This is a genomic window from Aerococcus christensenii (assembly GCF_001543105.1).
Taxonomy (GTDB): Bacteria; Bacillota; Bacilli; order Lactobacillales; family Aerococcaceae; genus Aerococcus; species Aerococcus christensenii.
In genome coordinates this window covers 1,143,674-1,169,312 of record NZ_CP014159.1, presented here as the reverse complement: position 1 = coordinate 1,169,312, position 25,639 = coordinate 1,143,674, and the positions used below count along the sequence as shown (strand labels likewise).

The window sequence follows — 25,639 nt, the reverse complement described above, 5'->3', positions numbered from 1 at the left end:
TAGTTATTTTTACTATTATACACGTTAAATCGGTTACATTCCACATTTATTTTTAAAAAGCCCCTTTATTTTTTCCTAAAAGGTGGTAGGATAAAGAAAAGTAACTTTATATGTCGCAATCAAACAATCTCTTAGAGAGGATGGAAAGCTAATGAACTACCTAAATTTAATCGAAGACCTCACCAACGCCAAAGGCATGTCCGGATTTGAAGAAGAAGTTGTAGAAGTTATCAAGCGCTACAAAGGCAAATATACCCTGCAAGTCGACAGCATGAACAACTGTTACCTCAATCTCGACAAGAAAGATCCTAACAAGCCGACCGTTATGTTGGACTCTCACATTGATGAAGTGGGATTAATGGTGAAGGCAATTGATGAGAACGGGTTACTCTGTATTCAACCGATTGGAGGCTGGGTACCTTCTAATCTCACCGCCCAAATCTTCTACGTTCGAAATACAGAAGGCCAATACCTCAAAGGAATCTCTGCCACCAAACCTATCCACTTTATGACCGCTGAAGAACGCACAAAAAAAATCGACATCACCGATATCAAAATTGATATGGGGGCAACTTCCAGAAAACAAGTCATTGAAGATTTGAAGATCGCTGTTGGTCAACCCATCGTTCCTGCCACTCGCTTCTCCTATAATGAAGTTACTCACACGATCCTCGCTAAAGGATTCGACAACCGAATCGGGACCGCTTGTGCAGTCGCCATTATGCGCGACTTAGAAGATGAAGTTGACAGCTTCCCCTTTAATTTAGTAGCAGCTCCTGCTGCCCAAGAAGAAGTCGGGACGCGTGGCGCCACCTTGACTGTCCGCCGGGTTCAACCTAACCTAGCCGTTATCCTTGAAGGGACTCCTTCAGACGACTTCACCAATCCAGATCCCCTCCTTCAAGGCAAACTCGGCGCTGGTCCTCAAATTCGTCATCGGGATAATTCCTATGTGGCTAATACCGCTTTGATTGACCTCTTTAATCAGGCCGCTCAAGCCGAAAACATTCCAACCCAGCACGCCGTTCGTGAAGGTGGCGGAACCAATGCTGGTCCGATCAGCTTAGGAAACTTAGGCACACCTTGCGCCACCATTGGTATTCCGAGTCGTTATGCTCACACCAATGCTTGCTTCTGTTCCTATGATGACTTCCATGCGACTGTGGAATTGACTAAAGCCTTCCTCCGCCGCTTAACCCTCGAAGATATTCAATCCTTTGATCTCAAAACTTTCCACTAAATCTAACCAATAAAAAACAGCGGGACCTCTTTACGAAGTCTCGCTGTTTTTTTTGTTTCCTCTTCTGAAAAACTTCCTGCGACTTGGCATCCAACCGATCAAGAAGGATGGTCTTGATTTTCTTTGTAAATAATAACTGTCCGCGGCTTAGAACCACTCGCTGGACTAATAATTCCGTGGGCCTCCATATCATCGACCAAGCGCGCTGCTCGATTATATCCGATTCTAAACCGGCGCTGCAGCATAGAGATAGACACCGTTTCTCTCTGTTTAACAAAATCGATGACTTCCTCCCACATCTCATCTAAGTCTTCGTCTGTGCCTTGAAGGAGTTGGTCGGTGGTCATCATCGCTTCCACATAGTTGGCTTCTTGTTGGTTTTTGACAAAATCAACAATTCTTTCTACTTCTTCGTCGGTAATGTAGGCGCCTTGAACACGGATTGGTTTACCTTCCCCCATCGGCATAAAGAGCATATCCCCACGTCCCAATAATTTTTCTGCGCCGTTTTGGTCAATAATGGTCCGGGAGTCTGTCCCGCTCGATACCGCAAAGGCAATTCGAGAAGGGACATTCGCTTTGATAATCCCTGTAATGACATCGACAGAAGGTCTTTGGGTCGCTAAGATCATGTGGATGCCCGCGGCTCTGGCCATTTGAGCGAGACGAGTAATAGCGGCTTCCACTTCTTTGGAAGCCACCATCATCAAGTCCGCCAGTTCGTCTACCACCACGATAATATACGGCAGTTTGGCTCTCGGATGGTCGGTATCTTGAGCATTCTCATGAAGGTACTGATTATACCCATCAATATTCCGCTGACCCGTAGAGGCAAATAATTCATACCGTCTTTCCATCTCTTCAACGACTTTATTTAAGGCTTGAGCCGCCTTACGAGGGTTGGTGACCACCGGGGTGAGAAGATGAGGAATTCCATTATAGACATTCAACTCTACCTTCTTGGGATCAATCATCATTAATTTGACTTGATTAGGTTTGGCCTTCATCAAAATCGAAATAATCATTCCGTTGATGCAGACGGATTTTCCTGATCCGGTAGACCCTGCGATCAATAAGTGTGGCATTTTCGTTAAATCCGCCATGCAGGTATTCCCCGAAATTGCCCGGCCAAGAGGGACTTCTAATAAGTGGGCATGAGCGGGTTGATGTTCGAAACTTTCCCTAAAACTGACCACACTAATCTGCTGGTTAGGGACTTCAATCCCAATCACTGATTTTCCTGGGATAGGCGCTTCGATTCGAATATCCTTAGCGGCCAGAGCCAAAGCAATATCATCTGCTAAGTTGGTAATTTTGGACACTTTAGTTCCTACAGCCGGTTCAATCTCATACTTGGTGACTGCTGGGCCGAGGTTGGCCTTGGTCACCTTGGCATCCACATTAAAACTCACAAATGTTTTTTCGAGGGTTTTGATATGGTCTTGAATGACACTGTATTCTCCACTCTGATCGGTTCGCTTGATTGGATTCAAAAGTTTGGTTGGAGGGAGGAGATAGTTAGGGTTCTCAGCTTCCGCTCCAATGGTTAATTGATCCAGATCGTGATCCCATTCCGTCTCTTCCTCTCCTTCTTCTTTAGCATTTTCCTCTCCTGTAAAATCTTGAAGGGGGGGCTGACCAGGTACCCCGTGAACAATCTCTACTGGAGAGGACGTTTCTTCTGTGACGATAACGGCTTGTGACGATTGATAGTTCTTAATAATTGGCGAAGGACTGCCTTCTTCCTCTTGAAGGGGTCGGGGTTCTCTTCCTTTAGCGTCCTTCTTGTTGGAGTCTTTGGATTGAAGAGATTTGGAATAAGTTTTCGCTTTTTTTGAGAAATCTGTCAGCCAATGATGCACCAAGTGAGAGACCCCTTGGATGCCCTCTAAGAACTCTTGCCAAGACATCTCTAACAGGTAGAGAACGAGAGCTAATAAGCCAATTCCTACAAGGAGAAAAGTTCCCCATTGACCCACTGCAAAATAAGTCACTTGATAGAACACAGCTCCTAGCATCCCACCGGCCACTTCCTGACCAAAGTCTCCCTTAAAGCCCAGGCTCGCTCGATCAAAGGTCACTTGGAGAAGACTGGCTCCGCTTTTAGCGATCTCGTGAAAGACGAAGCTATGCCACAACAACAGAAGCAAAGGGACGCACGCAACTAACCCGATCATCGAGCGAGACTTCAACTTCAAATGTTTTCCCGTCAAAATCCGCCATAAAGCGCTTACTGCCAGCAAGAGAAAGGCGAATACATAAGCTTCTCCCATCACTAGTCGACCGAATGCCTTCATGATCTGTCCAATAAAGCCAAATTGAAAAATTCCTAAAATTGCTAATACAAAACACACAAAGGCAACAAGTTCCCACTGATACTGTTTTTTACTTGTTTTTCTTCTCTTTCTTTTTGCCATACTATCCTCTTTTCAAAAGCATTTCACATCTCATCCATTATAACCTACCCACTCCTAATTTCAAAATTTCATCCGAACGTCCCCTGTGCTACAATAAGTTCAAGATAACTATTAGAAATTTTACTTAATGGAAAGGAGAATATCTGATGCTTACTCAAACTTATCGCCTATGCGGCCGCGTCCAAGGCGTTGGCTGTCGATTTACCGCTACCAAACTTGCCCTCTCTATGGGACTCAAAGGAACTGTTAAAAATGAAGAAGACGGCAGTGTGACCTTACAACTTCAGGTTTCCCCAGAAAAAGCTGCTGCTTTCCTCCAGGCTTTCCAGTCTCCTTCTCTTAACCCTTGGATGCGGATAGATACCATCACTCTCTTAAGAGAAGAAGACCTTCCTTTTATGAGTGATTTCAGCCCTATCTATTGAAAAGAAGCGACAAGTCAGATAGAATAAGAACGTTAACCAAATACTATAATAAGGAGTTTTACTTTGAAACATTTACAACACAAAAAATATTGGTCGCTCCTTGCGTCCCTCATGACCGTCAGTTTCTTCCTAGGAGGATGCGTCAGTCGCAATACAGACTCTTTTTCCTATCGTCTCATCGCTCGTCCGATTAGCCAACTTTTAGAATGGTTTGCGGATATTTTCCAAGGAAATTATGGTTATGCTTTGATTTTCTTAGTCATCATTATCCGTTTCTTATTGCTGCCACTTACCTTTAAACAACAGGAAGCAGCGATTATCGGGACAGAAAAAAGAAAGTATTACCAGTCCTATCTCAGCCAATTCCAAACCAAAATTCAAGAAGCGCAATCTTCTGAAGAAAAAATGCTCTACACCCAACAACAACAAGCCTTTATGAAGGAAAACGGGATTAGCCTTTTCGGCAATATGGGCTGTCTCCCTCTTCTCATTCAACTTCCTATCTTATCTGGGATGTATATGGCTATCTATACCAATCAATCCATCCAAGAGTATACATTCTACGGACTTCCTCTTGGGGAAAGAAGTATAGTATTGACTGTGATCTTTGTTCTTCTTTCCGTTCTTCAAATGAAGATGAGCTTAGTCACCATGCCAGAAGAGGCTCGCAAACAACAAAGCACTTCTATGCTTTTCATGCCGCTTATGATGGGGTTATTCTCCTATTCAACAGCCGCTGGAATCAGCTTATACCTAGTTACCACAACCGTTATTGGTGTGATTCAACAATTCTTCATCAATAAATTCATTCGTCCCCGCTTAGTGGAACAAGTCGACAAAGAGATGAAAGATAAACCAATTCAATTCGAAAAATTCTTCAATGCCGCAACCCCTTCAACTTCTAAGAAACCTAAAGAAGTGAACCCTAAAAAAGCAACTAAAAATCGGAATGCAGGTAAACAATCCCATTCCTAAGAGGCATTAAAAAAGCCTTCCAAGTAATGATTAACTTGGAAGGCTTTTTTTGATGTCTTTTTATTTTTAACTAAACAAGTGATTCCAATCTACTTTTTCTTTTTCATCAAAGGTCACACGAACAATATCCGCTCCGAGTTGGCGGAGTTTTTCATCAAAACTCGCATACCCTCTATCGAGGTATTCTAATTTGCCAACACGGGTGATCCCTTCTGCTACAAGGCCCGCTAGAATAAGAGCTGCAGCCGCTCTTAAATCAGTTGCCTTTACATAAGCGCCCTTTAAGTGATTAGGGCCATTGATCTTAGCGGTATCCCCAGCGAGTTGATAATCCAAGGTCATCCGTCGCATCTCTTCTAAGTGCATAAACCGATTTTCAAACACCGTTTCCTCTAACTTCGATTGGCCTTCTGCAACGGTCTGAGCAACACTGAAAGGAGCTTGAAGATCTGTTGGAAAACCTGGATAAGGAAGCGTCTTAATATTCGTTCCCTTCAATCGTTCAGGTCCAATCACTCGGATCTGTTCTTCTCCTTCAATAATTTCTACGCCCATTTCACGTAACTTAGAAATGAGGGGGAGATTATGTTCAGCAACCGCATTTTGAATGGTAATATCCCCGTGCGTAATAGCTGCAGCTACCATAAAGGTTCCCGCTTCAATTCGATCTGGAATAACGGTATGAGCCACTCCTTTGAGTGACTTCACCCCACGAATACGGATCATATCCGTCCCTGCACCGGTAATTTTAGCTCCCATTCGATTCAAGAAGTTTGCTAAATCTACAATCTCCGGCTCTTTGGCAACATTCTCCATGAGCGTCACCCCTTCTGCAAGGGTGGCTGCCATCATAATATTTTCTGTTGCGCCTACACTTGGAAAATCAAGATAAATCTCTGCACCCTTTAATCCCTCTGGACAAGAAGCTTCAATTTCTCCCTTTCCCACAGTGACGGTCACTCCTAAGGCTTCAAAGCCTTTAATATGTAAGTCGATCGGACGAGTTCCAATTGCACACCCTCCTGGCATAGCCACTTTGACATAGCCTAAGCGGGCAAGCAAGGGTCCCATAACAACCACACTTGCTCGCATCTTGCTGACAAATTCAAAAGGAGCTTCACTCGTTAATTCCTTAGAAGCATCGACAAAGATTTGATGATTATCTTCATCAAAAGATACCTCTGCTTGCAGGTAACTTAACACATGATTCATCAGATAAACATCTGAAAATAAGGGTGCATTTTTCACCACGGACTGGCCTTCGCTGGCCAACAAAGTAGCTGCCAAAATAGGTAGAACTGTATTCTTTGCGCCATCCATTTGGACAGTTCCTACTAAACGTTTGCCACCTCTAATGACCATATTTTCCATTCACTAACCACCATTTCTATTACAGGTTTATATCCTACAAGGTTCCGAACAAACGATCCCCGGCATCTCCTAAACCAGGCACAATGTATCCATTTTCGTTTAATTTTTCATCTAAAGCTGCTGTATAAATATGAATCTCTGGGTAAGCTTTTTGAAGGGCTTCAACTCCATCAGGCGCAGAAACAATACACAAGAATTTGATATCTTTAGCTTTCACACCACGTTTCATTAAAGCTTCCACAGCTAAAACAGCAGATCCCCCTGTGGCTAACATTGGGTCTACCACAAAGACCTGACGTTCTTCGATATCGCTTGGCATTTTGAAGAAATATTCATGAGGTTCTAAGGTTTCTTCGTCTCGATACATTCCAATATGTCCTACCTTAGCTGCAGGGGAGAGAGAAAGTATGCCTTCTACCATTCCTAAACCAGCCCGTAGAATAGGAACAACTGCCATCTTACGTCCGGTAATCATTTTCTGTTTACAGGTCGTAATAGGGGTTTCGATCGTTACTTCTTCGAGAGGAAGATCGCGTGTGGCTTCATAAGCGACAAAGACCGTAATTTCATTCACTAATTCACGGAAATCCTTGCTTCCAGCGTTCTTATCTCTAAGAAGAGCAATCTTATGTTGAACAAGTGGGTGATCAATAACGTGTAAGGTTTCTTTATTCATAGTAAATCTCCTTTTTCTACACTGATTTTGTCAATTTTCTCTTGGGGATTAACATCTCTACAAGTTTAAGAGTGAGAAAGGATTCTGTCAAGCCTCCTTCTTTCTCTCTTCATTAAATGCATCCTTTTTTCTTGAAAGCCCCCCTTTTTTATCTTTGCTTTTTTATGAAAAGTTACATTCCTTAAGAACGAGGAGGCAATCCTTCCTTATTAGAGGCGGCCTTGGATAAGCGATTCCGATAAGCCCTGTTCTCCGCCTGGTCAGGCAATTGTTCCACATAAAGGATTTGAACTTGGTCGTCATCATCGAAGGCCCGAAGTCCTGCAAATAAGCCATGAGTTGCTGTTTTGACATTTTCCCCAAGGCTAAAGGTTTTGGCGAAGCCCTCACATTGGGAGAGAACTTGATCTCTAGCAATCACCGCTCCTTTTGCTTTTTCATCTGGAGTGAGAGAGTGAAGAGTCTTCATTAATTCTTCAGGAAGGAGGGCATATACCTCTTGGTGAGGACTATAATGCCGATACTTCATTCCTGGCGCTTTAGGATGTTCGAGGGAGTCTGATTGAATGACCCGAGTGGCATCCGTCACTTCTATCTCCGGCAAGGCTTTTTGTAAATCTTTTTCTGTAATAGCCCCTGGGCGGAGAATATACACTTGGCCAGGATGGGTAATATCGACAACTGTGGACTCTACTCCAATTCGCGTAGGGTCTGCATCCACCACGCCTGCAATCTTTCCATCGAAGTCATGCAAAACATGTTGCACACAGGTAGGACTCGGTTTGCCGGACAAATTGGCAGAAGGTCCTACCAAAGGAAATCCCGTCTTTAGAATGAGAGAGAGGGTGAGGGGATGGTCAGGCATCCGAATGCCAACCGTCTGCAAGCCACCTGTAACTGTAGGACCAAAAGTCCCCTTACGGACAGGAACGATGATGGTCAAAGGGCCTGGCCAGAAAGTCTCAACTAGGCGTCTAGCTACCCTTTCCACCTCTGAACTCAAATCCCCAGAAAAGCGGAAGAGGTCTTCTGCTTTGGCAATATGGACAATCAACGGATTATCACTGGGTCTCCCTTTTGCTTGGTAAACAGACTTCACTGCTTCTTCATTATTAGCAATCGCTCCTAAACCAAACACTGTCTCTGTTGGAAAAGCAACAAGTTGTCCTTGGCGAAGAGCTTGAGCTGCTTGATCTAATTCATCGACTTGGTAACATTTGGTTGGCATGATACGCCGTCATCTCCTTGTTTTAAATAAATCACTCGATCGATTCCATTATAGTCCTTAATTATGCGAATCGATGAAGCTTTCACTGATTTTTGAAAAATTTTAGCTACTTTCTGGGCTTGTTTAAAGCCACACTCTACCATCAATAGGCCGCCTGGGTTGAGAAAGCTGGCTAAGTCTTTAGCTAGTCGCTTATAGATCGCATAGCCTTCTTCCTCTGCAAACAAAGCCATAGGAGGTTCATACTTCAGAACATCCACTCCCATCTCTCCCTCTTCCCCGTGAGCAATATAAGGGGGATTGGAGAGAATCAAGTCAAACTTCTCGTCTTCTAAGGGCGCATAAAGATCTCCTGATCTAAAGGTTAGCTTTGCCCCTAAACGTTCTGCATTTTCCTGGGCTACTTGGAGAGCTTCTTTTGAAAGATCAGTAGCTGTCACCTTCAAAGTTGGACATTCTAAAGCGAGAGTGATCGCTAAAATGCCTGACCCTGTTCCAATATCAACCACTCGCGCAGAAGGAGAGAGTTGGCCTTCCTTGAGTGAATGTTTCACTTGGTCAATCAAAAGTTCTGTATCGAATCTCGGAATCAACACCGATTCATTAACGTAAAAAGGTCGTCCATAAAAATAACTTTCTCCAAGGATGTATTGATAAGGGTAATCCTCTTCAACGATCCGCTGAATCCCTGCTTGATAAAACTCCCACTCCTCTTTGGGCATGTCTTGATGGCACTTGAGATACCAATCTGTCACCGTCCACTTCTGACAACCTAAGAGGAAATGATAGGCAATATCTTCTTCTTTGCCTGCTGTTTTCAAAAAAGAAGAAGCCCATTGGTGAGCTTCTCGATAGGTCACATTATATGTGCGTTTCATTGAGGGCCTCTAATTTCTGAGCTTGGTCCGCTAAAATTAAAGCATTAATAATTTCTTCCAAATCCCCAGACATGATCCGATCTAACTTCTGTAAAGTCAATCCAATCCGGTGATCAGTTACTCGGTTTTGTGGATAGTTATAGGTCCGGATACGTTCAGAACGATCCCCTGTTCCTACAAGATTCTTCCGTTTTTCATCATATTCACTTTGTTCTTGAGATTGATAATATTCAAAGACACGGGATCTAAGAATAGTTAAAGCTTTTTCACGGTTTTGTTGTTGGGAACGTTGATCTTGCATAGCGACTTGAATGCCTGTTGGAATGTGGGTCATCCGAACTGCTGAACTGGTCTTATTCACATGTTGTCCACCAGCCCCTGAAGAACGATAAATATCTGTCCGAATATCTTTTTCGTCAATTTCAAAATCAAATTCTTCTAATTCTGGCATCACGCCAACCGTTGCTGTAGAGGTATGCACCCGTCCTTGGGATTCTGTCTTAGGCACCCGTTGAACGCGGTGAGCCCCACTTTCATATTTCAACTTGGAATAGACCCGGTCCCCGTTAATTTGAAGGATAATTTCCTTATAACCTCCGATATCATTCGCAGAAGCAGACACCACTTCTACAGACCAGCCTTGAGTTTCGGCATACTTGGAGTACATATCAAAGAGGTCTGCTGCAAACAATTGGGCTTCATCCCCACCTGCAGCTCCACGAATTTCCATAATGATATTCTTATCATCATTAGGATCTGTTGGCAACATCAAAATCCGAATCTTCTGTTCTAATTCTTCTTCTTCTGATTTGAGGTCTTCTAATTCCATCTTCGCTAATTCCAACATTTCATCATCGGAAGTTTCCTTAATGATCTCTTCGGTATCAGATATTCCTTGAACGACTTCCTTATATCGCTTGAAAGTCTCTACCTTAGGTCGTAAGTCAGCTTCTTCCTTCGCCAATTCTCGGAAACGTTTATTATCATTAATGACCTCTGGATCACTTAATAACTCTGCTAATTCTTGATAACGTTGAATAAAAGTATCTAATTGTTCAAGTAACAAGGGAGTTCCACCTTTCTTTTTCTACGATTTAGCTTCCTAAGCACCTATAACCTAGCACTTATCTTTCTTAAAGGAGACAAATCTTCCCATCTTTCTGAGGGGGATGTTGATAATGTTTACGGCAGACAGGATAGTAGGATTCATTGCCGCCTACTTGAATTTTTTCACCTGTGTAGACCGGCCTTTGGTCATGAATACGCAAGTTCATCGTTGCTTTCTTTTCACAGAACCAACAGATCGTTTTGACCTCTTCAATTTTGTCCGCCAAGATCAAGAGGTACTTAGAGCCTTCAAACAATTCATTTTGAAAATCATTCTTTAACCCGAAGGCCATCACGGGAATCTTGAGTTCATCAACGACTCGGGCTAAACCATAGATATGTTCTTTCAACAAAAATTGCGCCTCATCGACCAAAACACAATGCAGGGGCGTTTCTTGATTCTTTTCCTTAATCATTTCAAAGACATTACTCTCTGGATAGATCGCCATAGCTGAACGATCTTGCCCCACTCGACTGGAGATTTTTCCACAACCGCTTCTCGTATCCAAGGCACTGGTCATGGTGAGTACTGCCTTATTCTGCTCTTCATAATTATGGGCAACTTTTAAAATTTCAAAAGACTTGCCACTATTCATCGCCCCATAGCGAAAGAATAACTGTGCCATCCTCTCAATCCTTTCTCATTTCCAATTATTTATGATACCGATAGTCCCCCTATTAGTCAATCCATACCCCCATTTTCTCCAGCAAAAAAGGCCCAAGCTAGGCCTTCTCGCTTCTCTTGTTTCCTCTCTTTTCCTAAAATAGAGAGACTTAATTCTTAATTTGCGCTTCTTTATTCATGGCTAGATCCACTAATCTTTGCGCAAAGTGTGGATTTCGAACTAAGAAGGGACCATGGAAGTAAGAACCAAACGCATTCTTATAGACGACCCCTTCGACCTTGTCGTCATCATTATTGCCGTAACCTTGAACCGTTCGTCCTAAACCTTGAACTTTGTCTCCGAGATAGGTTCTGCCGGCATGATTTTCATAACCGAAATAGGTTTCTTGGAAACGATCACTATACATTTCCGTATCGCCAATCAGGCGATCTTTCTTACTTATCGTGTAGAAATCAATGGCCCCTATCCCTGGGTAAGTCTCTCCCTTTAAAGTTTGGTAATACTTACCTAATAATTGAAACCCTCCACAGATACCAAGGATTACACCGCCTGCTTCAATGTAGGCGCAGAGGGCCTCTTTCTTCGTTTGAAGGTCTCGACTGACAACAGATTGTTCATAATCTTGACCCCCTCCAAAGAAAATCAAGTCATAGCGACTGGTATCCAAGTCATCGCCCACTGAAACAATCTCTGTCTCTACTTCATAACCACTTTCCTTAGCCGTATACTGCAACATCAATAAGTTACCGTTATCGCCGTAAGTATTCATTAAGTTCCCATAGAGATGACAAATTCTTAATTTCATGACTTCATCCGCTCCTTCACTAATCCTTGGTCCGATAGTTCCCGACGAATGCCAAGCATCGCTGTATAAGTGGCTAAGACATAGACCTTTTGGGTAGGCATATTCTTAATGGCTTCGAGGGTTTCAGGATAATTTTCCACGACATGAATAGCTTCTTTGGGGTATCCTGCTACCTTTACCCGGGTAAAGAGGTCTAAGCGACGTAAGCCCCCAATCGTCACTGCTCGAAGTTGCGAAAGGTGAACCAAATCTTCGAACAAGCCGTCCCAAATCCAAGAAATATCCTCGCCGTCTGCAGAACGGTCATTCAACAAAATAACTAAAGAAAAATCTTCTGAATCTAGGGCCAGTAAGGAGACAATCTGGTTGAAACCCACTGGATTTTTAATGAGGTTAATCCGAACATCCTTATCCGCTAAGGTTAATTTCTCTTGTCGGCCAAAGATTCGCTTAGCTTGCCCTAAACCTTCTTGAATCTCCTCTTGACTCAAGCCAAAATATTTGGCCAGACTATATGCCGCTAAAGCATTGTAGATATTGTAAACCCCCGCTACTGGGATCGTATACGTATGCCCCTCTATGGTGAAGGAGGCACTCTCTGTAGTTAACTCATCTACCCGTTCCACTTCATAACTCAGCTCTGGGCGTTTGAAGGAACAATTCGGGCAGAAATAGTCTCCCAAGTTGGAATAGGTAATGGCATGATAGTGGAGAATATGTTGACAGTTCGGACAGAGGACCCCATCCGTATTGTAGTGAGCCATAAGATCTTTTGTCTTATCTTCATTCCTAAATCCAAAATAGGAGACTTTATGCTGGTAGGCTCTCGACGAAAAGATAGGCGCATCCCCGTTCATCATCAGAAGCGTGTCCGGGACTTGATCGGCTCCCTCTAAGATATAATCAAAAGTCGTATAGATCTCCCCAAAACGATCCATTTGATCTCTAAATAAATTGGTCGTTAAGATCACTTCAGGTTGAATATAACGAGTGACGTGACGGACGCTGGCTTCATCCACCTCGAGAACTGCAATCTTATCCTCTTTTTTGTCACTCTCTGCTTGTAAAAAGGTGGAAATAATTCCCTGCTCCATATTGGATCCTGTATCGTTGGTCAGAACATGAGCGTACCGTTGCCTTAAAATATTCACAGTCAGTCCTGTGGTCACAGTTTTCCCATTGGTCCCGGTAATAATCACCACACGATAGTCTTTCGCCAAATTCTTTAAAATTTCTGGATCGAGAGCCTTTGCTAATTTACCGGGGAAACTCGTTCCCCCACTGGTCCATCGTTTTAAGGTCTTTTGAACAGTTCTTGCTATTCCTTTCGTGACTTGTGCTCGCATCGTCATAAAAACATTCTGCCTCTTTTCCTTTAATCTCTAAGTGCTTACTTAGTTTTCTTGCTTGGATGACGGAAGGGATTCTAGAGACTGTTCTTCGTCTTCCAAATCTTCTTCGTAAAGTCCAGAAACTTGTCGATACCATTCAAAAGCGTATCTCACGACAACCTTTAAGACAGCATAAACGGGAATAATAATGATAATTCCAACCACTCCAAAAAGGTCGCCTCCTGAGATCAAGAGTAACATAATAGTTACGGGATGGATATTCAAATTGCTCCCTAGAATCAACGGAGAAATCAAGCGGCTTTCAATGGTTTGTTCCACTGCAAAAACCATTAAGACTTTTACCATCATAATCGGATCCTGAACCAAACCAACAATTAAAGAAGGCAATAAACCAACCGCCGATCCCACATAAGGAATAACATTCAAGGCACCGGCTACTACGGCGAGGATAGTCCCATAGTTCAAACCAATGATATGATAACCAATAGTGAACATGATAGCGACCGCAATCGCCACAAAAATTTGCCCACGAATGTAGCCAGAAATCTGTTGGTTCATATCCGATAACAATTGCATAGTCTTTGCGCGAAGACGCACAGGAATTAACTTCGCCAATCCCTTCTTAAAGCGTTCCCCATCAGCAATGAGATAAAACAAAATAATCGGCGCACTGATGAGAGCAATCGTTATCCGGCTAATTACCCCCACAATAGAGCCAATGCTTGCAATGGTGGTATTCATAAGGTCCTTCCAATTAAATTGCAACTGATCGAGATTCAAATTATCAATCAAATCGATTAATTCTTGACGATTTCCTAACCATTGGCCAGAAGCAATAGTTTCAACTGTATATTGATATTGGCGCCAAATACTTGACCAATTACTCAATAGGCGACGTCCATCTGCTAATAACCGCGGAATAAATGAAAACAACCAAACAACGATTAAGGCCAATATCAGCAAAACTATCCCGGCTATAGCATAAGAAGAAAGCCCTCGTTTTCTCAAAGCATTCGAAATAGGAGAGGTTAAATAATACAAAACACCGGCCAAAATAACTGGCAACATAATCGTTTGAAGGAAGTCAATAAAAGGTGTAAACACAAAACTAATCTGCGAAAGTAACAAAATAAACAGAGCGACCAAAATTAAAATAATCAACACAGAAACATAACGATTATCCAAAACTTTCGTTACAATATCTGGAACCTGTCGCCAAGAAAAATTCTTTTGTCTTTTATCAGAATCATTTGTAGGCATAGCGATCCTCCTCTAATATCATCCTTTGATTTTAACACAAAAGTTCTCTCTTAAAAACGACCTAGCTTCTGGCTTAACGTTAAATTAAGTAAATTCTTTAAAAGAACCCCCTCTCTTGAAAAGAGACTGGTATAATAGTTTTGATTCTACTCTATAAAGAAAGGACCCTTCATTATGGAAACTCTCTACTTAGGAGGCTATACCCGCTCTAATAACCGCGGCATTCACCTCCTTCAATTCAATTTCCAAAAGAAAACCATTGCCACCCACCATCTCCTTATCGAAGAACAAAATCCTACCTACTTTACCCTCTCAAAAGATGGAAACCATCTCTATACTCTTTCCGAAAAAGAAAGACCAGGCGTCTCCCATTACCAAAAAATAGGAAAGTCTTTCCATTTAGTAGACCACCTCGCCTTTGGTCAAGGCAATGGCTGTCATCTCTCTCTCGATGAAGATCGGCAACTCCTTTACCAAGCGAACTATCATGCCGGCAGCCTCGCAGTCCTGGCTATTGCCCCTAATGGGAGGCTCACTCTTCAAGACCAAATCTACCGTCAAGGGCAGGGGCCTCACCCTCACCAAGACAAGAGCCACTGCCACTTTATCCATTTAGATCCCACTGGCAACTATTTATTAGCCTGTGACTTAGGAAGCGACCAAGTTCTCACCTATACTTTGACACCTACAAACACTCTCCACCTCTACTCTACCTATCATAGTCTTCCAGGCTCAGGGCCTCGCCATTTCATCTTTCATCCGAATGGCCATATCGTCTACATCATTAACGAATTGACAGCCACTCTGGACATTGCCCGCTTCCAAGACGGAACGCTCACCCGGATAGGCCAAGTCCTCTCCCAAGCGACTCCTTTTCCAAAAGACAATTCCGCTGCTGCTCTCAAAATCAGTCAAGATGGGCGCTTCCTTTATGTCTCTAATCGGGGTGCCAACACCCTTTCTTGCCTACAGATTAGCCCAGATGGTCAATCTCTCACTCTCTTACAGACTCTCCCAAGTGGCGGAGACTTTCCAAGAGACTTCACCTTATTCGCTGACGACCAATTTCTTCTTGTAGGCCATCAAAAGGAAGCCAAGATTACCCTCTTTGAGCGGGATGCCCAGACGGGACTTCTCACCCTTCTCCCTACTTCCGCTCCCCTTGATGAAATTGTCTGCTGTCTTGCGAGCGATTAAAAATTTCCCCACTTTTTCGCCTTTATCGCTAGCCCGAAAAGTGGAGCTTTTTATTTAAATTTTCTCTAAGCCCTAGCCAGCCCCTTCTTTTTGGGCTATACTATGAAATTGTTCATCAAGCAAGTAAAATAAAGGAGACATGGACATGTTAGCAATTATTAAAATTATTATTATGGGCATTGTCGAAGGCATTACAGAATGGCTGCCTATCTCATCGACTGGGCATTTGATCTTAGTGGAAGAATTTTTGGCTATGGATCTCCGCCCTGAATTTTGGAATATCTTCGTCTATGTCATTCAACTCGGCGCTATCCTTGCAGTAGTTTGGATTTATTTTGACCGTTTAAATCCCTTCTCTTCCCACAAGGATGCCCACCAAAAACGCACCACCTGGGAAACCTGGTTCAAGGTGGTCATTGGCTGCGTACCAGCTGGTGTCATCGGCCTTAGTCTTAATGACTATGTCGAAAGCCACTTTCAAAACTGGTTGGTAGTTGCCTTGGCTCTTATTCTTTATGGGATTACCTTTATCCTTGTCGAAAATCGCAATCAAGGACGCACCGCTCCTATTCAAAATATTCAAGACCTCACCTACACCAAAGCCTTTCAAATTGGACTCTTCCAAGCTTTGTCCGTAATTCCAGGGACTTCCAGATCTGGCTCTTCTATCCTCGGGGCCACTATTCTAGGGACCTCTCGTCCTTTGGCTGCTGATTTTTCCTTCTTCATGTCTATTCCTATCATGTTTGGCATGACCGTCCTCAAATTAGGTAAAGCCTTCCTCAAAGGCTTCCACTTTACAGGAGCAGAACTCAGTCTCCTTATTCTCGGTGTGGTCGTTGCTTATGTCGTTTCTATTCTAACCATCCGCTTCTTACTCCATTACATCCAAAAGAACGACTTCAAGGTCTTCGGTTGGTACCGGATTGGTTTAGGTCTTGTGGTTGTCCTCTATTTCGCATTCTTCGCAGCTTAAGCGGATAATCTATTCAAAAAAAGGGATCCCAAAGTTCTGTGCTTTAGGATCCCTTTTTTTGAATACTTTTAAGGTTGAATTTCAGTAGCAGAAATAATTTTTCCTTGACTCAATTCCACCACAAAGGCGGATTTAATCGGATTATGATGATCATCAATGGTAAACTTACCTGTTACCCCTTGGTAATCGACTGTTTTTTCAAGCTCGCGTTTAAAGTCTTCTGGTCGATCCGATTGCGCGCGTTGCATGGCATCAAAAGTCAAACGTGCGCAGTCATAACCAAGTGCTGCAAATTGATCCGGTTCTTCACCGTAGCGTTCCTTATAAGCTTCTCGGAAAGCTTTAACCTGCTCAGAGGCTTGGCTGCCCGGAACGAAGTGAGCCACATAAAAGACATGATCTGTATTCGCTGCCCCAGCTAACTTAATGAGCTGTTCATTTCCAAAACCATCCGGCCCTAAAATTGGTGCATCAATGCCTAATTGCCGAGCTTGTTGAATCAGAGGGCCCCCTTCTTCATAGTACCCAGCCACAAAAATAACATCTGGTTTCAGCTGCTTAATATTGGTTAAGACGGCATTAAAGTCTGTTTCCTTCGTAACATAACTTTCTTCTGCTACGATATCACCTTCATAATACTTCTTGAATTCATCGGTTAGCTTTTGACCATAGTCCGTCCCGTTATCTTTAATAATAACAGCACGTTTATAGCCACGTTGGTTTGAAAAATTCGCCAGCACTCTTCCTTGGAAAGAATCTTGGAAGCACACCCGAAACGCATTAGGACGCACCTGTCCTTCTTCATCAACGGTCAAACGATCCCCCGTCAAGGAAGCTCCCATCAAAGGAACTCCTGCAGCATCCAAGGTAGGTAATTGAGACATGGCCGTATTGGTAGAGCCTGTTCCAAAAATAATTGAAACATCTTCCACACTCACCAAACGTGAGGCATTAATCACCGTATCTTCCGTCATTGAACGCGTATCATAATTAATGTATTCTATGGACTTATTCAATAAGCCCCCCTTAGCATTTTGTTGATCAACAGCCAATTGAATGGCTCGATTCGGTCGAACACCATAACCAGACGTCTGTCCAGTTAATTCCCAGTTACCACCCAATCGAATAGTATCGTGGCTTCCAGGATCTCCTTGTGTGGGTTTAGTGATTGACTGACAACCTGTTAATCCCAAGGCAACTGCTAATCCTACTGATAATTCTTTAAGTTTCATGAACGATTCCTCCATAGTTTCCTATTTTACCATATTTGCATAGAAAAAATAGTTCTTTTCTACACTTCAATCCACTTTTTATCATGAATACTTGTAAATTTACAAAAGCATCTCCCTGTGCTATAATGAGTTCCTGATATCAACAATTAGGGAGTGAGACGATGAAAAAAACACCTTTACGCCGCGCTTTCGTTAATGAACTGAAGACTTTAGATAGTCAATTCACAAAGATGGGAATTCTTACCTGCAAGGCTATTGAAGAAGCTGTAGACGCCCTCTTGCTTCACCATACAGAAGCTGCGCATCATGTCATAGACAACGATAAAGTCATTAATGAACTCGAACGCGAAATTGATAGAGAATGTTTCCGATTAATCTCTCTTCAAGGCCCCATTGGAGATGAATTACGATTCATTATTGCCATCATTAAAGCAAGTTCTGACCTTGAGAGAATGGGAGATCATGCAGTTTCGATTGCCCGTGGCGTCCTCAAAGTCAATAATGAGCCTCGGATGAAAAACGTGGAAGCAGATCTTGAAAAAATGGCGGATACCGTCATTAAAATGGCGGATGCTGCCGTCTCTGCCTTTATTGTTCGAGACGAACAAAGAGCCAAAGAAATTGCTGAAATGGATCATGAAGTCGATCACTACTTCTCTGCCTTAATGCCTATTATCTTAGAAGACATGAAGTCCAATCCTAAATATATTCTCACAGGTTCTTCGTATATCTCCATTATCTCTAACTTAGAGCGAATGGGCGACTATGTGACCAATCTCTGTGAGCGAATTATCTTTCTGGATGAAGGAAAAGTCGTTAACCTTAACGACTAATCCTCACTCCTCAAACTTAAACCAAAAAGAGACCCTCATTTTGATGTGACCCCAAAAAGTTAGATTTTTGGTCTAACTTTTTGGGGTCGGTACATTTTACACATGAAGGTCTCTTTTCTGTTGGAAAAGAGAATAACAAAAAAGGTCGGAAATTGTGTACCGGCCTTTTCCCTTTCTTAGAAGGCAGTTTTACTTATGTGCGTCATATTGATAAGAGTTTGCCCCACTCCGGCGAGACAAGAAGTCGTCTAAGGAATCTAATCCTCTGGTTCGATCATCGGACTGTACATTGTGGGTATCTGTCCAATCTGCATATTCTTTGTATTTATCATAATCCAAGTCTGAATCTTGCAAGGAAATATGTTGAGACATCACCACTTTGTTACCTTCCACTTTAACCCCAATCCCTGCACGCGTAAAGTTAGGGTTTAACATGTTGAAGCGGTGATTACCATCTGGGAAGCCACGTTCTGCATAGAATTGGTTCACAAATTCTTCTCCTAACTGCTTAGGATCCACATAGCTCACAAAATCTTCTCCAGATTGGCTATAGCATGCCAAATTTTCAACCACTAAATCGTTACTTTCACCCGTGTAACCATGGGCCCTAGCATTAGCAGCAGTTCCACCTACAGCATGATGCAATTCCCCCATTCGTATCGGTTCCTGCCACATCTGACGCCCGAGATTCGGAAGTAGCTTCTAAGGCATCATCTCTTTGAAGAGGATCTAATCCATTCTCTGCACGCAAACGATTCAAAGCATCAAAAGCAGCATTTGCTACAGCTTTTTCATATTCAGAAACAGATAAATTAGCATGTAATTCTTGACCAGGAACTTCTGATTCTACTTTTTCGCTTGTATTCGTATTCTACTTCTTCTGGTGCAACTGCTTCATTCAAAGAAACTTTCTGATCTTCAACAGTAGCCTCGTCAACTTTTACGGCAGAAGAATGAGTGGCTGCATGAACCGTTACTTGAGCAGGTTCACTAGCCACAAAAGCTCCAGTTAATTTCCAAGCTTTATGCGAGCTTTTATTGACTAATTGACGATTACGTTCGTACCTCATCATACAATCACTCCTTTATCTCATTATAAAAACCAGCGACTGCTCCATTGAGCACAATCGCTGGTTCTCGGAACATCATCAAACTATTAAAATAATGATTCAGAAATCTCTATTATTCTAATTATTTTTTACGACGGAAGGTGAAAGCAGAACCTGCAACAGCACCTGTCTTAGGTAAAACTTTAGCTTTTTGACCAGCAGTCTTGTCGTCTTTCTTGTCGGCTACTTTCTTGTTAGCTTTCTTCTTGTCTGCTACTTTAGTAGTAGGAACAACTTTCTTGCCGTCCATGGTTAATTTGTAGAAGTAACGACCCATACGTTTGTTGAAGTTGATTTCGTAACCTGTATTGATTTCGTGGTCAACTTTAAGGGCTTTTTCAGCAGCTTTCACAGCGTTTTCTTTGCTTGCGAAACCTTGGGTATTGTCTTCGAAACGACCTTTTTCTTTACCTTCTCCAATAGTCAAAGTGTAGAAGAATTTAGCATCTTTAACTTTACCTTTGTCGTCTTTGTATTCACGACGAGCAATCTTGTAACCTTCGTTGACACCTCCATTATCAAGGAGAGCATTTTCAGCAGCTTGTTCTGCATCAACAACAAAATGAAAACCTTCTTCGTTATTCTCAGTAGCTTCTACTTGATCAACTTTTTGATCTTTTAAGCCCACAGCTTTTTGAATTTTTTCTTTCTTCTTTTTACCTTCTTCTTTCTCTTTTACAGTTTGATCAAAAGAAGTTTTTGCTTTAGAAACTTCTCCTTTTTCAGGAATAGTTTTCTTTTCTTCTTGTTTTTCAACTTTAGCACTTTCTTGATCATTACCAGCAGCTAAAACAGCATCAGAAGTAAATAATACCCCAGCAGTTGCGGTAGTAGCAGTAGCGGCTAACAATAATTTCTTCAAATCTTTTGTCATATGACATTCTCCTTTCGATATATATCGATACTACAACATAGAGTAAGTAGCATGAACTCCTTTTTTGATGACAATACTGACGCCAGTAGTTGTTGGATAGCCTATCAGTAACTTATTCACTCTACCTATTCCAGTGTCATTATTGTTATGAAAGGTACATATGAACTTAAATTTAGCCCATTTTATTAACAAAATGTAATATAAGTAGCCCCTTACACAGCTGTCACTGAAACATTTTCATCTTATTCTATCGTTCAAATCCCCATAGAATATAAATTAAACTCTTAGTTTTCATTGAGGCGATGGTGGAAAGTTTTTACGGTTTCGAGTTGATCAGGTGTTAAGCCATGATCTCGACTTGCTACCTCTAAAAGTGTGTGAAGATCTGTCAAGACATGAAGTGTCTGTCCCGCTTCTTTAAAGTTATTCTCTGCCCGTTTTAAGTTGTAGGTAAAGATCGCAGCAACTCCAAGAACAGTAGCCCTTTCAGCGACTGGTCGGCAAGCTTCTAACACACTTCCTCCGGTTGAAATAAGATCATCAATGAGAACAACCTTGTCATTTGGAGAGAGCTTTCCTTCAATTTGACTCTTGCGTCCATGATCTTTCGCTTTTGAGCGAACATAAACCATAGGAAGGCCTAAAACTTCACTGACCCAAGCCGCATGAGGAATCCCCGCAGTTGCGGTTCCGGCAATGGCGGTAGCTTCTGGATAGTAAGTCTTAATCAAATCAGCCAAACCTTCTGCCACGATGCGACGTTCCTTAGGATAAGAAAGAAGTTGGCGATTATCACAGTAGATGGGGCTCTTAATGCCACTTGCCCAAGTGAAAGGATCATCCGGTTGTAAGATAACGGCTTGTTTTTCAAGTAAGATATGAGCGACTTGTTGATTAATAGGGGTAGACATTAGTTGTTACTTCCTTTCCATTGATGAATAAATTCTTGATAAGCAGCGACAGGATCACTTGATTGAGTAATTGGACGTCCCACCACAATAAAGTCAGCCCCTGCTAAGCGGGCTTGTTCTGGCGTAGCAACACGTTTCTGATCGTTCGTCGCATTTGTTTGCATCCGGATACCCGGTGTAAGGGAAAGAAAACGTTCAGACGTTGCAGCTTTAATCTGGCTCACTTCTTGAACAGAGGAAACCACACCTGCTAGTCCACTCTCTTCAGCTAATTGTGCTAAGTGAATAACAGAAGATTGCAAGTCTCCAGAAATTCCTAGGTCTTGATTGAGCTGAGTTTGATTAGTAGAAGTTAGTTGCGTAATCCCTAAAATTTGAGGCTGGTAAGGGCCTTCTTCCACTCCCTTAACAGCTGCTTGCATCATTTCCTTTCCACCAAGAGTATGAACGGTCAAAAGTTTGACAGGAAGCTGGCTGAGCTGTAAGCAGGCCAAGTAAACCGTATTAGGAATATCGTGACACTTTAAGTCCAAAAAAACTTCGTGCCCCCGACGACACATTTCTTCAATAATTTTAGGACCTGACATGTAGAATTGAGACATGCCGACCTTTACCCCAATCGATTGGCCTTCAAACTTATCTAGGAAGGCAAAGGTTTCCTGTTCCGTTTTAAAATCAAGTGCAACAAATAATGTTTTCATCTTTCCACCTCTCTTATTGCCATAAAAAAAACCTCGACAAATGTCCAGGTTCAAAAAAGTCTTCAATTCGTCGCCTCAAGAGGGCGTATATTTTCATTGATTACTTTTCATGCCTCACTGGACAGAATTAAAGTTAGAGTCTCGCTCCAAATTTATAGTATTATATCGAATAATTAGAGGTTTGTCAATCTGTAAAAAATCAATTTCTCCTTTTTTATTTTTCGGTAAATTGCAATATCAAATGCATATTTAAATTCAAAAATTTCAGTTTCATGCAAAATAGCTAAAAGGCTGATAAAATCAATCATTCTTGGCCCATTTTCTCAAGCTTAAAGTGCTTGATTACTATTTAGAGATTCAAGGGGAAAGCGTAGCGGACCTTGACTGGCCCACCCTGAATCTCTAAACTTGGTTAAGCACTTTAACCTACTTCTCTAAGGGTATCCTGAAGTTTCGCAACTCCCATGATGTAACAGTCATTGGGCGTTTGATAATCTAAGATCTTTCTGAAGCGATTGTTTATAGTATTCGTGTAGTGCGCCAACTCTTGGTATATCAGATTTTTAAAGCTGGTCCCTTTAGGCAAGAATTCTCTTAACACGCGATTATGCCTTTCGTTAGTTCCTTTTTCCCAGGCAGAATAAGCGTGAGTGAAAAAGACTTCTATATCTTTTAGTCCGTTTTCAAGTTGTGACAGATTAGAAAATTCACTTCCTTTATCGGTCGTTAAGGGTTTTAAATACTCTTGCTCCTCTTTGAGAATCATCTTTTTTACGGACTTTACAATTGAAGCGGCATCCCACTTCCAAGTCTTCTGGGTGAGAAGTTTTCGCGTTTTCCGTTCAACTAGAGTAATAATACAAGGCTCCCCCTTAGTCTTCTTTCCTATCACGAGATCAAACTCCCAATGACCAAATTCTTCTCTGGAAAGAATGGCTGGGCATCGTTGATCAATGCTTTTTGCGAATAACTTTTTATTCATTCCTCGTGGTTCACTTGATTGCTTTCTTGGGCGAATCCGTGGTTTCATAGGAAGATCAATATTTTTCACTCTTAATATCCCAAGGTTGATATATTTATACATCGTTTTGGGGCAAGGGACACTTTCTAAAGGATGCTCTCTACGGTACTTATGAGTGAAAGTGTCAACATTGAAGACACGATCTTTTTTATGCGTCAGTAAAGCTTCTTCAAAAGCTTTTATAAAAGTAGACTTTCCGAACAAAGCACCTTTTGCCTTTGAATTTGACCGATTTTCTTTATAAACACGCGCGCCAGTCTCTGCTAGATAGACATCAACATATTGATGATCGTAGGTCATTTGACGCGTTTTAATTCACGCGATATGGGACTTTGATTAACTCCGATGGCGACAGCAATCTCTTTCTGTTTATGTCCTTCATGGTGCATTGCTTGGATGATTCTGCGTTTTTCTGCAGAAAGGTGTGCATATGACCTTGGTGTTTCATAGCCGGTGAGTGCTCCTTTACTTGGGTTTAGACGCTTTTAAGTATAGAGCCTCACTGGTTTTTTGTCGTCCTTTTCTTTATGCACTTCATTTTACAACTTATCTTTTTTATTTTTAACTTAGCTTCTAAATAAAAAAGGACGAAAAATCGTCCTTTTCATCCTTTAAGTGTTTATTATTTCCTATTATATAGTGGTAGTAGCCCCTGCGTAGACTCTTCCACGACGAGCATCTAAAGTGATCAATTGACCTTCTTCTAGAACTTCGAAAGCTTCTTTCGCATTAACAAGGACTGGGGTCCCTGTATTCACGCTCATTACAGCAGCATGACCTGTCAAAGTCGCGTGTTCAACGATGACTGCCCCCGCTTTTTCGATTGCTTCATTATAACGTTCGTCTGTCCGATCCAAGACGAGAATATTGTTGAAGTTAGCCTTTTGAATAGCTTCTTCAGGAGTGCTTGCCTTAGCCACATGTCCAATCACAGAAGAATTGCCGATACCTTGGCCTTCAATCAAGCGCTCTCCAATCATTTGAATCTTCATTAAGTTAGTTGTGCCTGTTTCGCCGACAGGAACACCCGCTGTAATCAAGATTAAGTCGCCGTCTTTAGCATAGTCGTATTCTTTGGCGGTTTGAGTAGCTACTAAAGTTAATTCATCGGTTGATTTTAGCTTTTCAATAACCATTGGAACAACGCCACGGCTGATCAATAGCTTGTGGGCTTGACGTTCGGTGAAAGTCAAAGCCAAGATATAAGCGTCTGGACGATACTTAGAAATTAAACGAGCGGTGTGCCCTGAATTGGTGGCTGCTACGATGGTATTGATATTTAAGTTGCTAGCTGTGTGAGCAACAGATTGCGCAATCGCTTCAGACACATCACTGTTCTTGTATTCTTTCAAGGCCTTCTTCGCTTGATTACGTAATTTGCCTTCCCGTTCCGTTGTTACAGCAATTCTTGCCATCGTTTGAACCGCTTGAATAGGATAGTCCCCAGCTGCTGTTTCACCAGATAACATGATAGCATCAGTTCCATCTAAGATCGCATTAGCAACGTCAGAAGCTTCTGCACGGGTAGGACGTGGATTTCGTTGCATGGAGTCTAGCATTTGAGTAGCCGTAATCACTGGTTTACCCGCAGCATTACATTTCCGAATCATTTCCTTTTGATAAACAGGAACCATTTCCACTGGGATTTCTACCCCTAAGTCCCCACGAGCAACCATTAACCCATCAGACACTTGTAAGATGCTATCTAAGTTTTCTACCCCTTCTTGACTTTCAATTTTAGGGATGATTTGAACATCTTCTTGACCGGTTTCTTCTAATATTTTACGGATTTCTAAGACATCTTCTGCTTTCCGAACAAAGGAAGCGGCGATGAAATCAATGCCATTTTCAAGTCCGAAACGAATATCATCTTCGTCTTTTTCGGTAATCCCTGGTAATCCAATAGAAACGCCCGGGACGTTAACCCCTTTTTTGTCTTTGATAATCCCACTGTTTTCTACTTCAGTGACAATTTCTTGCTTATCAAAGTCAATGGCCGTTACGCGAAGGTCTACCAAACCATCATCAATTAAAATATGAGAATCTTGTTTCACATCATTAATCAATTCTGGATAAGTGATAGAAATTAAGTCCTTGGTTCCTTCTACTTGGTTCATAGAAATCCGAACTGTGGTCCCTTTTTCTAGAAGAACAGGCTGGTGATCTTTCATATCGTGGGTACGGATTTCTGGACCTTTAGTATCAAGTAAGACCCCGATCCGTTTCCCAACTTCTCTTTCCACTTCACGAACCATTTTAATTCTGGCTAAATGTTCTTCATGAGAGCCGTGGGAGAAATTCATCCGAGCAACATCCATACCGGATCTTGCGAGTTCCATAAGTGTTTCTTTAGATTCAGAAGCTGGCCCAATCGTGCAGACAATCTTCGTTTTTTTATCTAATTTCATATTAAATGCCATAATTA

At 42.1% G+C, this 25,639-nt stretch carries 23 protein-coding genes and 1 pseudogene; 6 read left to right on the top strand and 18 right to left on the bottom strand.

Features of this window, described 5'->3' with window-relative positions; all coding sequences use genetic code 11:
* Nucleotides 1-151: 151 nt before the first annotated feature.
* A complete protein-coding gene (locus AWM71_RS05540; protein ID WP_060777020.1) occupies nucleotides 152-1,240 on the top strand; it encodes a M42 family metallopeptidase in 1,089 nt (362 codons plus the stop codon).
* Between the two features lie 98 nt (nucleotides 1,241-1,338).
* Here the strand turns inward: AWM71_RS05540 and AWM71_RS05535 are convergent, their stop codons facing one another.
* Nucleotides 1,339-3,657: a DNA translocase FtsK gene (locus AWM71_RS05535; RefSeq protein WP_060777019.1), complete on the bottom strand. Its 2,319-nt coding sequence runs from the start codon at nucleotides 3,655-3,657 to the stop codon at nucleotides 1,339-1,341.
* A 146-nt stretch (nucleotides 3,658-3,803) separates the two neighbouring features.
* Here AWM71_RS05535 and AWM71_RS05530 point away from each other — a divergent pair, with 146 nt between their 5' ends.
* Together AWM71_RS05530 and yidC are read left to right on the top strand one after the other, a co-directional pair.
* Complete coding sequence (locus tag AWM71_RS05530; RefSeq protein WP_060777018.1) at nucleotides 3,804-4,082, top strand: acylphosphatase; 279 nt, start codon at nucleotides 3,804-3,806, stop codon at nucleotides 4,080-4,082.
* A 63-nt stretch (nucleotides 4,083-4,145) separates the two neighbouring features.
* Complete coding sequence (gene yidC, locus AWM71_RS05525) at nucleotides 4,146-5,057, top strand: membrane protein insertase YidC (protein WP_060777017.1); 912 nt, start codon at nucleotides 4,146-4,148, stop codon at nucleotides 5,055-5,057.
* Between the two features lie 66 nt (nucleotides 5,058-5,123).
* Here the strand turns inward: yidC and murA are convergent, their stop codons facing one another.
* The 9 genes from murA to AWM71_RS05480 form a co-directional block, all read right to left on the bottom strand.
* The gene (gene murA, locus AWM71_RS05520; RefSeq protein ID WP_060777016.1) at nucleotides 5,124-6,428 is read right to left on the bottom strand and encodes a UDP-N-acetylglucosamine 1-carboxyvinyltransferase; all 1,305 of its coding nucleotides are present in this window, start codon (nucleotides 6,426-6,428) and stop codon (nucleotides 5,124-5,126) included.
* Nucleotides 6,429-6,462: 34 nt separating this feature from the next.
* Nucleotides 6,463-7,104, bottom strand: coding sequence for a uracil phosphoribosyltransferase (gene upp / locus AWM71_RS05515; protein ID WP_060777015.1), 642 nt, complete (start codon nucleotides 7,102-7,104; stop codon nucleotides 6,463-6,465).
* Between the two features lie 181 nt (nucleotides 7,105-7,285).
* Nucleotides 7,286-8,332 carry an L-threonylcarbamoyladenylate synthase gene (locus AWM71_RS05510; RefSeq protein ID WP_060777014.1) on the bottom strand — a complete coding sequence of 349 codons (1,047 nt, stop codon included), beginning with the start codon at nucleotides 8,330-8,332 and terminating at the stop codon, nucleotides 7,286-7,288.
* A complete protein-coding gene (gene prmC, locus AWM71_RS05505) occupies nucleotides 8,299-9,210 on the bottom strand; it encodes a peptide chain release factor N(5)-glutamine methyltransferase (RefSeq protein WP_060777013.1) in 912 nt (303 codons plus the stop codon). Before prmC ends, AWM71_RS05510 begins: the two co-directional genes overlap by 34 nt.
* Nucleotides 9,194-10,276, bottom strand: a complete 1,083-nt coding sequence (prfA, locus tag AWM71_RS05500) for a peptide chain release factor 1 (protein ID WP_060777012.1) — start codon at nucleotides 10,274-10,276, stop codon at nucleotides 9,194-9,196. The genes prmC and prfA overlap by 17 nt, the downstream gene beginning before the upstream one ends.
* 67 nt (nucleotides 10,277-10,343) lie before the next feature.
* Entirely contained in the window at nucleotides 10,344-10,943 is a 600-nt protein-coding gene (locus tag AWM71_RS05495; protein WP_060777011.1) for a thymidine kinase, read from the bottom strand.
* 148 nt (nucleotides 10,944-11,091) lie between these two features.
* Nucleotides 11,092-11,748 carry a type 1 glutamine amidotransferase gene (locus AWM71_RS05490; protein ID WP_060777010.1) on the bottom strand — a complete coding sequence of 219 codons (657 nt, stop codon included), beginning with the start codon at nucleotides 11,746-11,748 and terminating at the stop codon, nucleotides 11,092-11,094.
* Nucleotides 11,745-13,100, bottom strand: a complete 1,356-nt coding sequence (locus tag AWM71_RS05485) for a Mur ligase family protein (protein WP_060777009.1) — start codon at nucleotides 13,098-13,100, stop codon at nucleotides 11,745-11,747. The genes AWM71_RS05490 and AWM71_RS05485 overlap by 4 nt, the downstream gene beginning before the upstream one ends.
* Nucleotides 13,101-13,142: 42 nt before the next feature.
* Nucleotides 13,143-14,360 carry an AI-2E family transporter gene (locus AWM71_RS05480; RefSeq protein ID WP_060777008.1) on the bottom strand — a complete coding sequence of 406 codons (1,218 nt, stop codon included), beginning with the start codon at nucleotides 14,358-14,360 and terminating at the stop codon, nucleotides 13,143-13,145.
* 174 nt (nucleotides 14,361-14,534) lie between these two features.
* Here AWM71_RS05480 and AWM71_RS05475 point away from each other — a divergent pair, with 174 nt between their 5' ends.
* Nucleotides 14,535-15,557: a lactonase family protein gene (locus tag AWM71_RS05475; protein ID WP_060777007.1), complete on the top strand. Its 1,023-nt coding sequence runs from the start codon at nucleotides 14,535-14,537 to the stop codon at nucleotides 15,555-15,557.
* Nucleotides 15,558-15,702: 145 nt separating this feature from the next.
* A complete protein-coding gene (locus tag AWM71_RS05470; RefSeq protein WP_417858888.1) occupies nucleotides 15,703-16,533 on the top strand; it encodes an undecaprenyl-diphosphate phosphatase in 831 nt (276 codons plus the stop codon).
* A 68-nt stretch (nucleotides 16,534-16,601) separates the two neighbouring features.
* On the opposite strand, the gene AWM71_RS05465 is transcribed toward AWM71_RS05470, so the two are convergent.
* Nucleotides 16,602-17,765: an ABC transporter substrate-binding protein gene (locus AWM71_RS05465; RefSeq protein ID WP_060777005.1), complete on the bottom strand. Its 1,164-nt coding sequence runs from the start codon at nucleotides 17,763-17,765 to the stop codon at nucleotides 16,602-16,604.
* 161 nt (nucleotides 17,766-17,926) lie between these two features.
* On the opposite strand from AWM71_RS05465, the gene phoU reads away from it, so the two are divergent.
* A complete protein-coding gene (phoU, locus tag AWM71_RS05460; RefSeq protein WP_060777004.1) occupies nucleotides 17,927-18,598 on the top strand; it encodes a phosphate signaling complex protein PhoU in 672 nt (223 codons plus the stop codon).
* Between the two features lie 189 nt (nucleotides 18,599-18,787).
* Here the strand turns inward: phoU and AWM71_RS05455 are convergent, their stop codons facing one another.
* From AWM71_RS05455 to pyk, 7 genes and pseudogenes are all read right to left on the bottom strand, one after another.
* On the bottom strand, nucleotides 18,788-19,252 hold the full coding sequence (locus tag AWM71_RS05455) for a CAP domain-containing protein (RefSeq protein WP_060777003.1): 465 nt from the start codon (nucleotides 19,250-19,252) through the stop codon (nucleotides 18,788-18,790).
* Between the two features lie 158 nt (nucleotides 19,253-19,410).
* A complete protein-coding gene (locus tag AWM71_RS05450; protein WP_060777002.1) occupies nucleotides 19,411-19,671 on the bottom strand; it encodes a hypothetical protein in 261 nt (86 codons plus the stop codon).
* Between the two features lie 118 nt (nucleotides 19,672-19,789).
* On the bottom strand, nucleotides 19,790-20,581 hold the full coding sequence (locus AWM71_RS05445; RefSeq protein WP_060777001.1) for a DUF5633 domain-containing protein: 792 nt from the start codon (nucleotides 20,579-20,581) through the stop codon (nucleotides 19,790-19,792).
* 284 nt (nucleotides 20,582-20,865) lie between these two features.
* Entirely contained in the window at nucleotides 20,866-21,492 is a 627-nt protein-coding gene (gene pyrE, locus AWM71_RS05440; protein ID WP_060777000.1) for an orotate phosphoribosyltransferase, read from the bottom strand.
* Nucleotides 21,492-22,193, bottom strand: a complete 702-nt coding sequence (pyrF, locus tag AWM71_RS05435; RefSeq protein WP_060776999.1) for an orotidine-5'-phosphate decarboxylase — start codon at nucleotides 22,191-22,193, stop codon at nucleotides 21,492-21,494. Before pyrF ends, pyrE begins: the two co-directional genes overlap by 1 nt.
* 421 nt (nucleotides 22,194-22,614) lie before the next feature.
* Nucleotides 22,615-23,615, bottom strand: a pseudogene (locus tag AWM71_RS05430) (IS30 family transposase).
* Nucleotides 23,616-23,846: 231 nt separating this feature from the next.
* Nucleotides 23,847-25,634 carry a pyruvate kinase gene (gene pyk / locus AWM71_RS05425; protein ID WP_082632711.1) on the bottom strand — a complete coding sequence of 596 codons (1,788 nt, stop codon included), beginning with the start codon at nucleotides 25,632-25,634 and terminating at the stop codon, nucleotides 23,847-23,849.
* Between the last annotated feature and the right edge of the window lie 5 nt (nucleotides 25,635-25,639).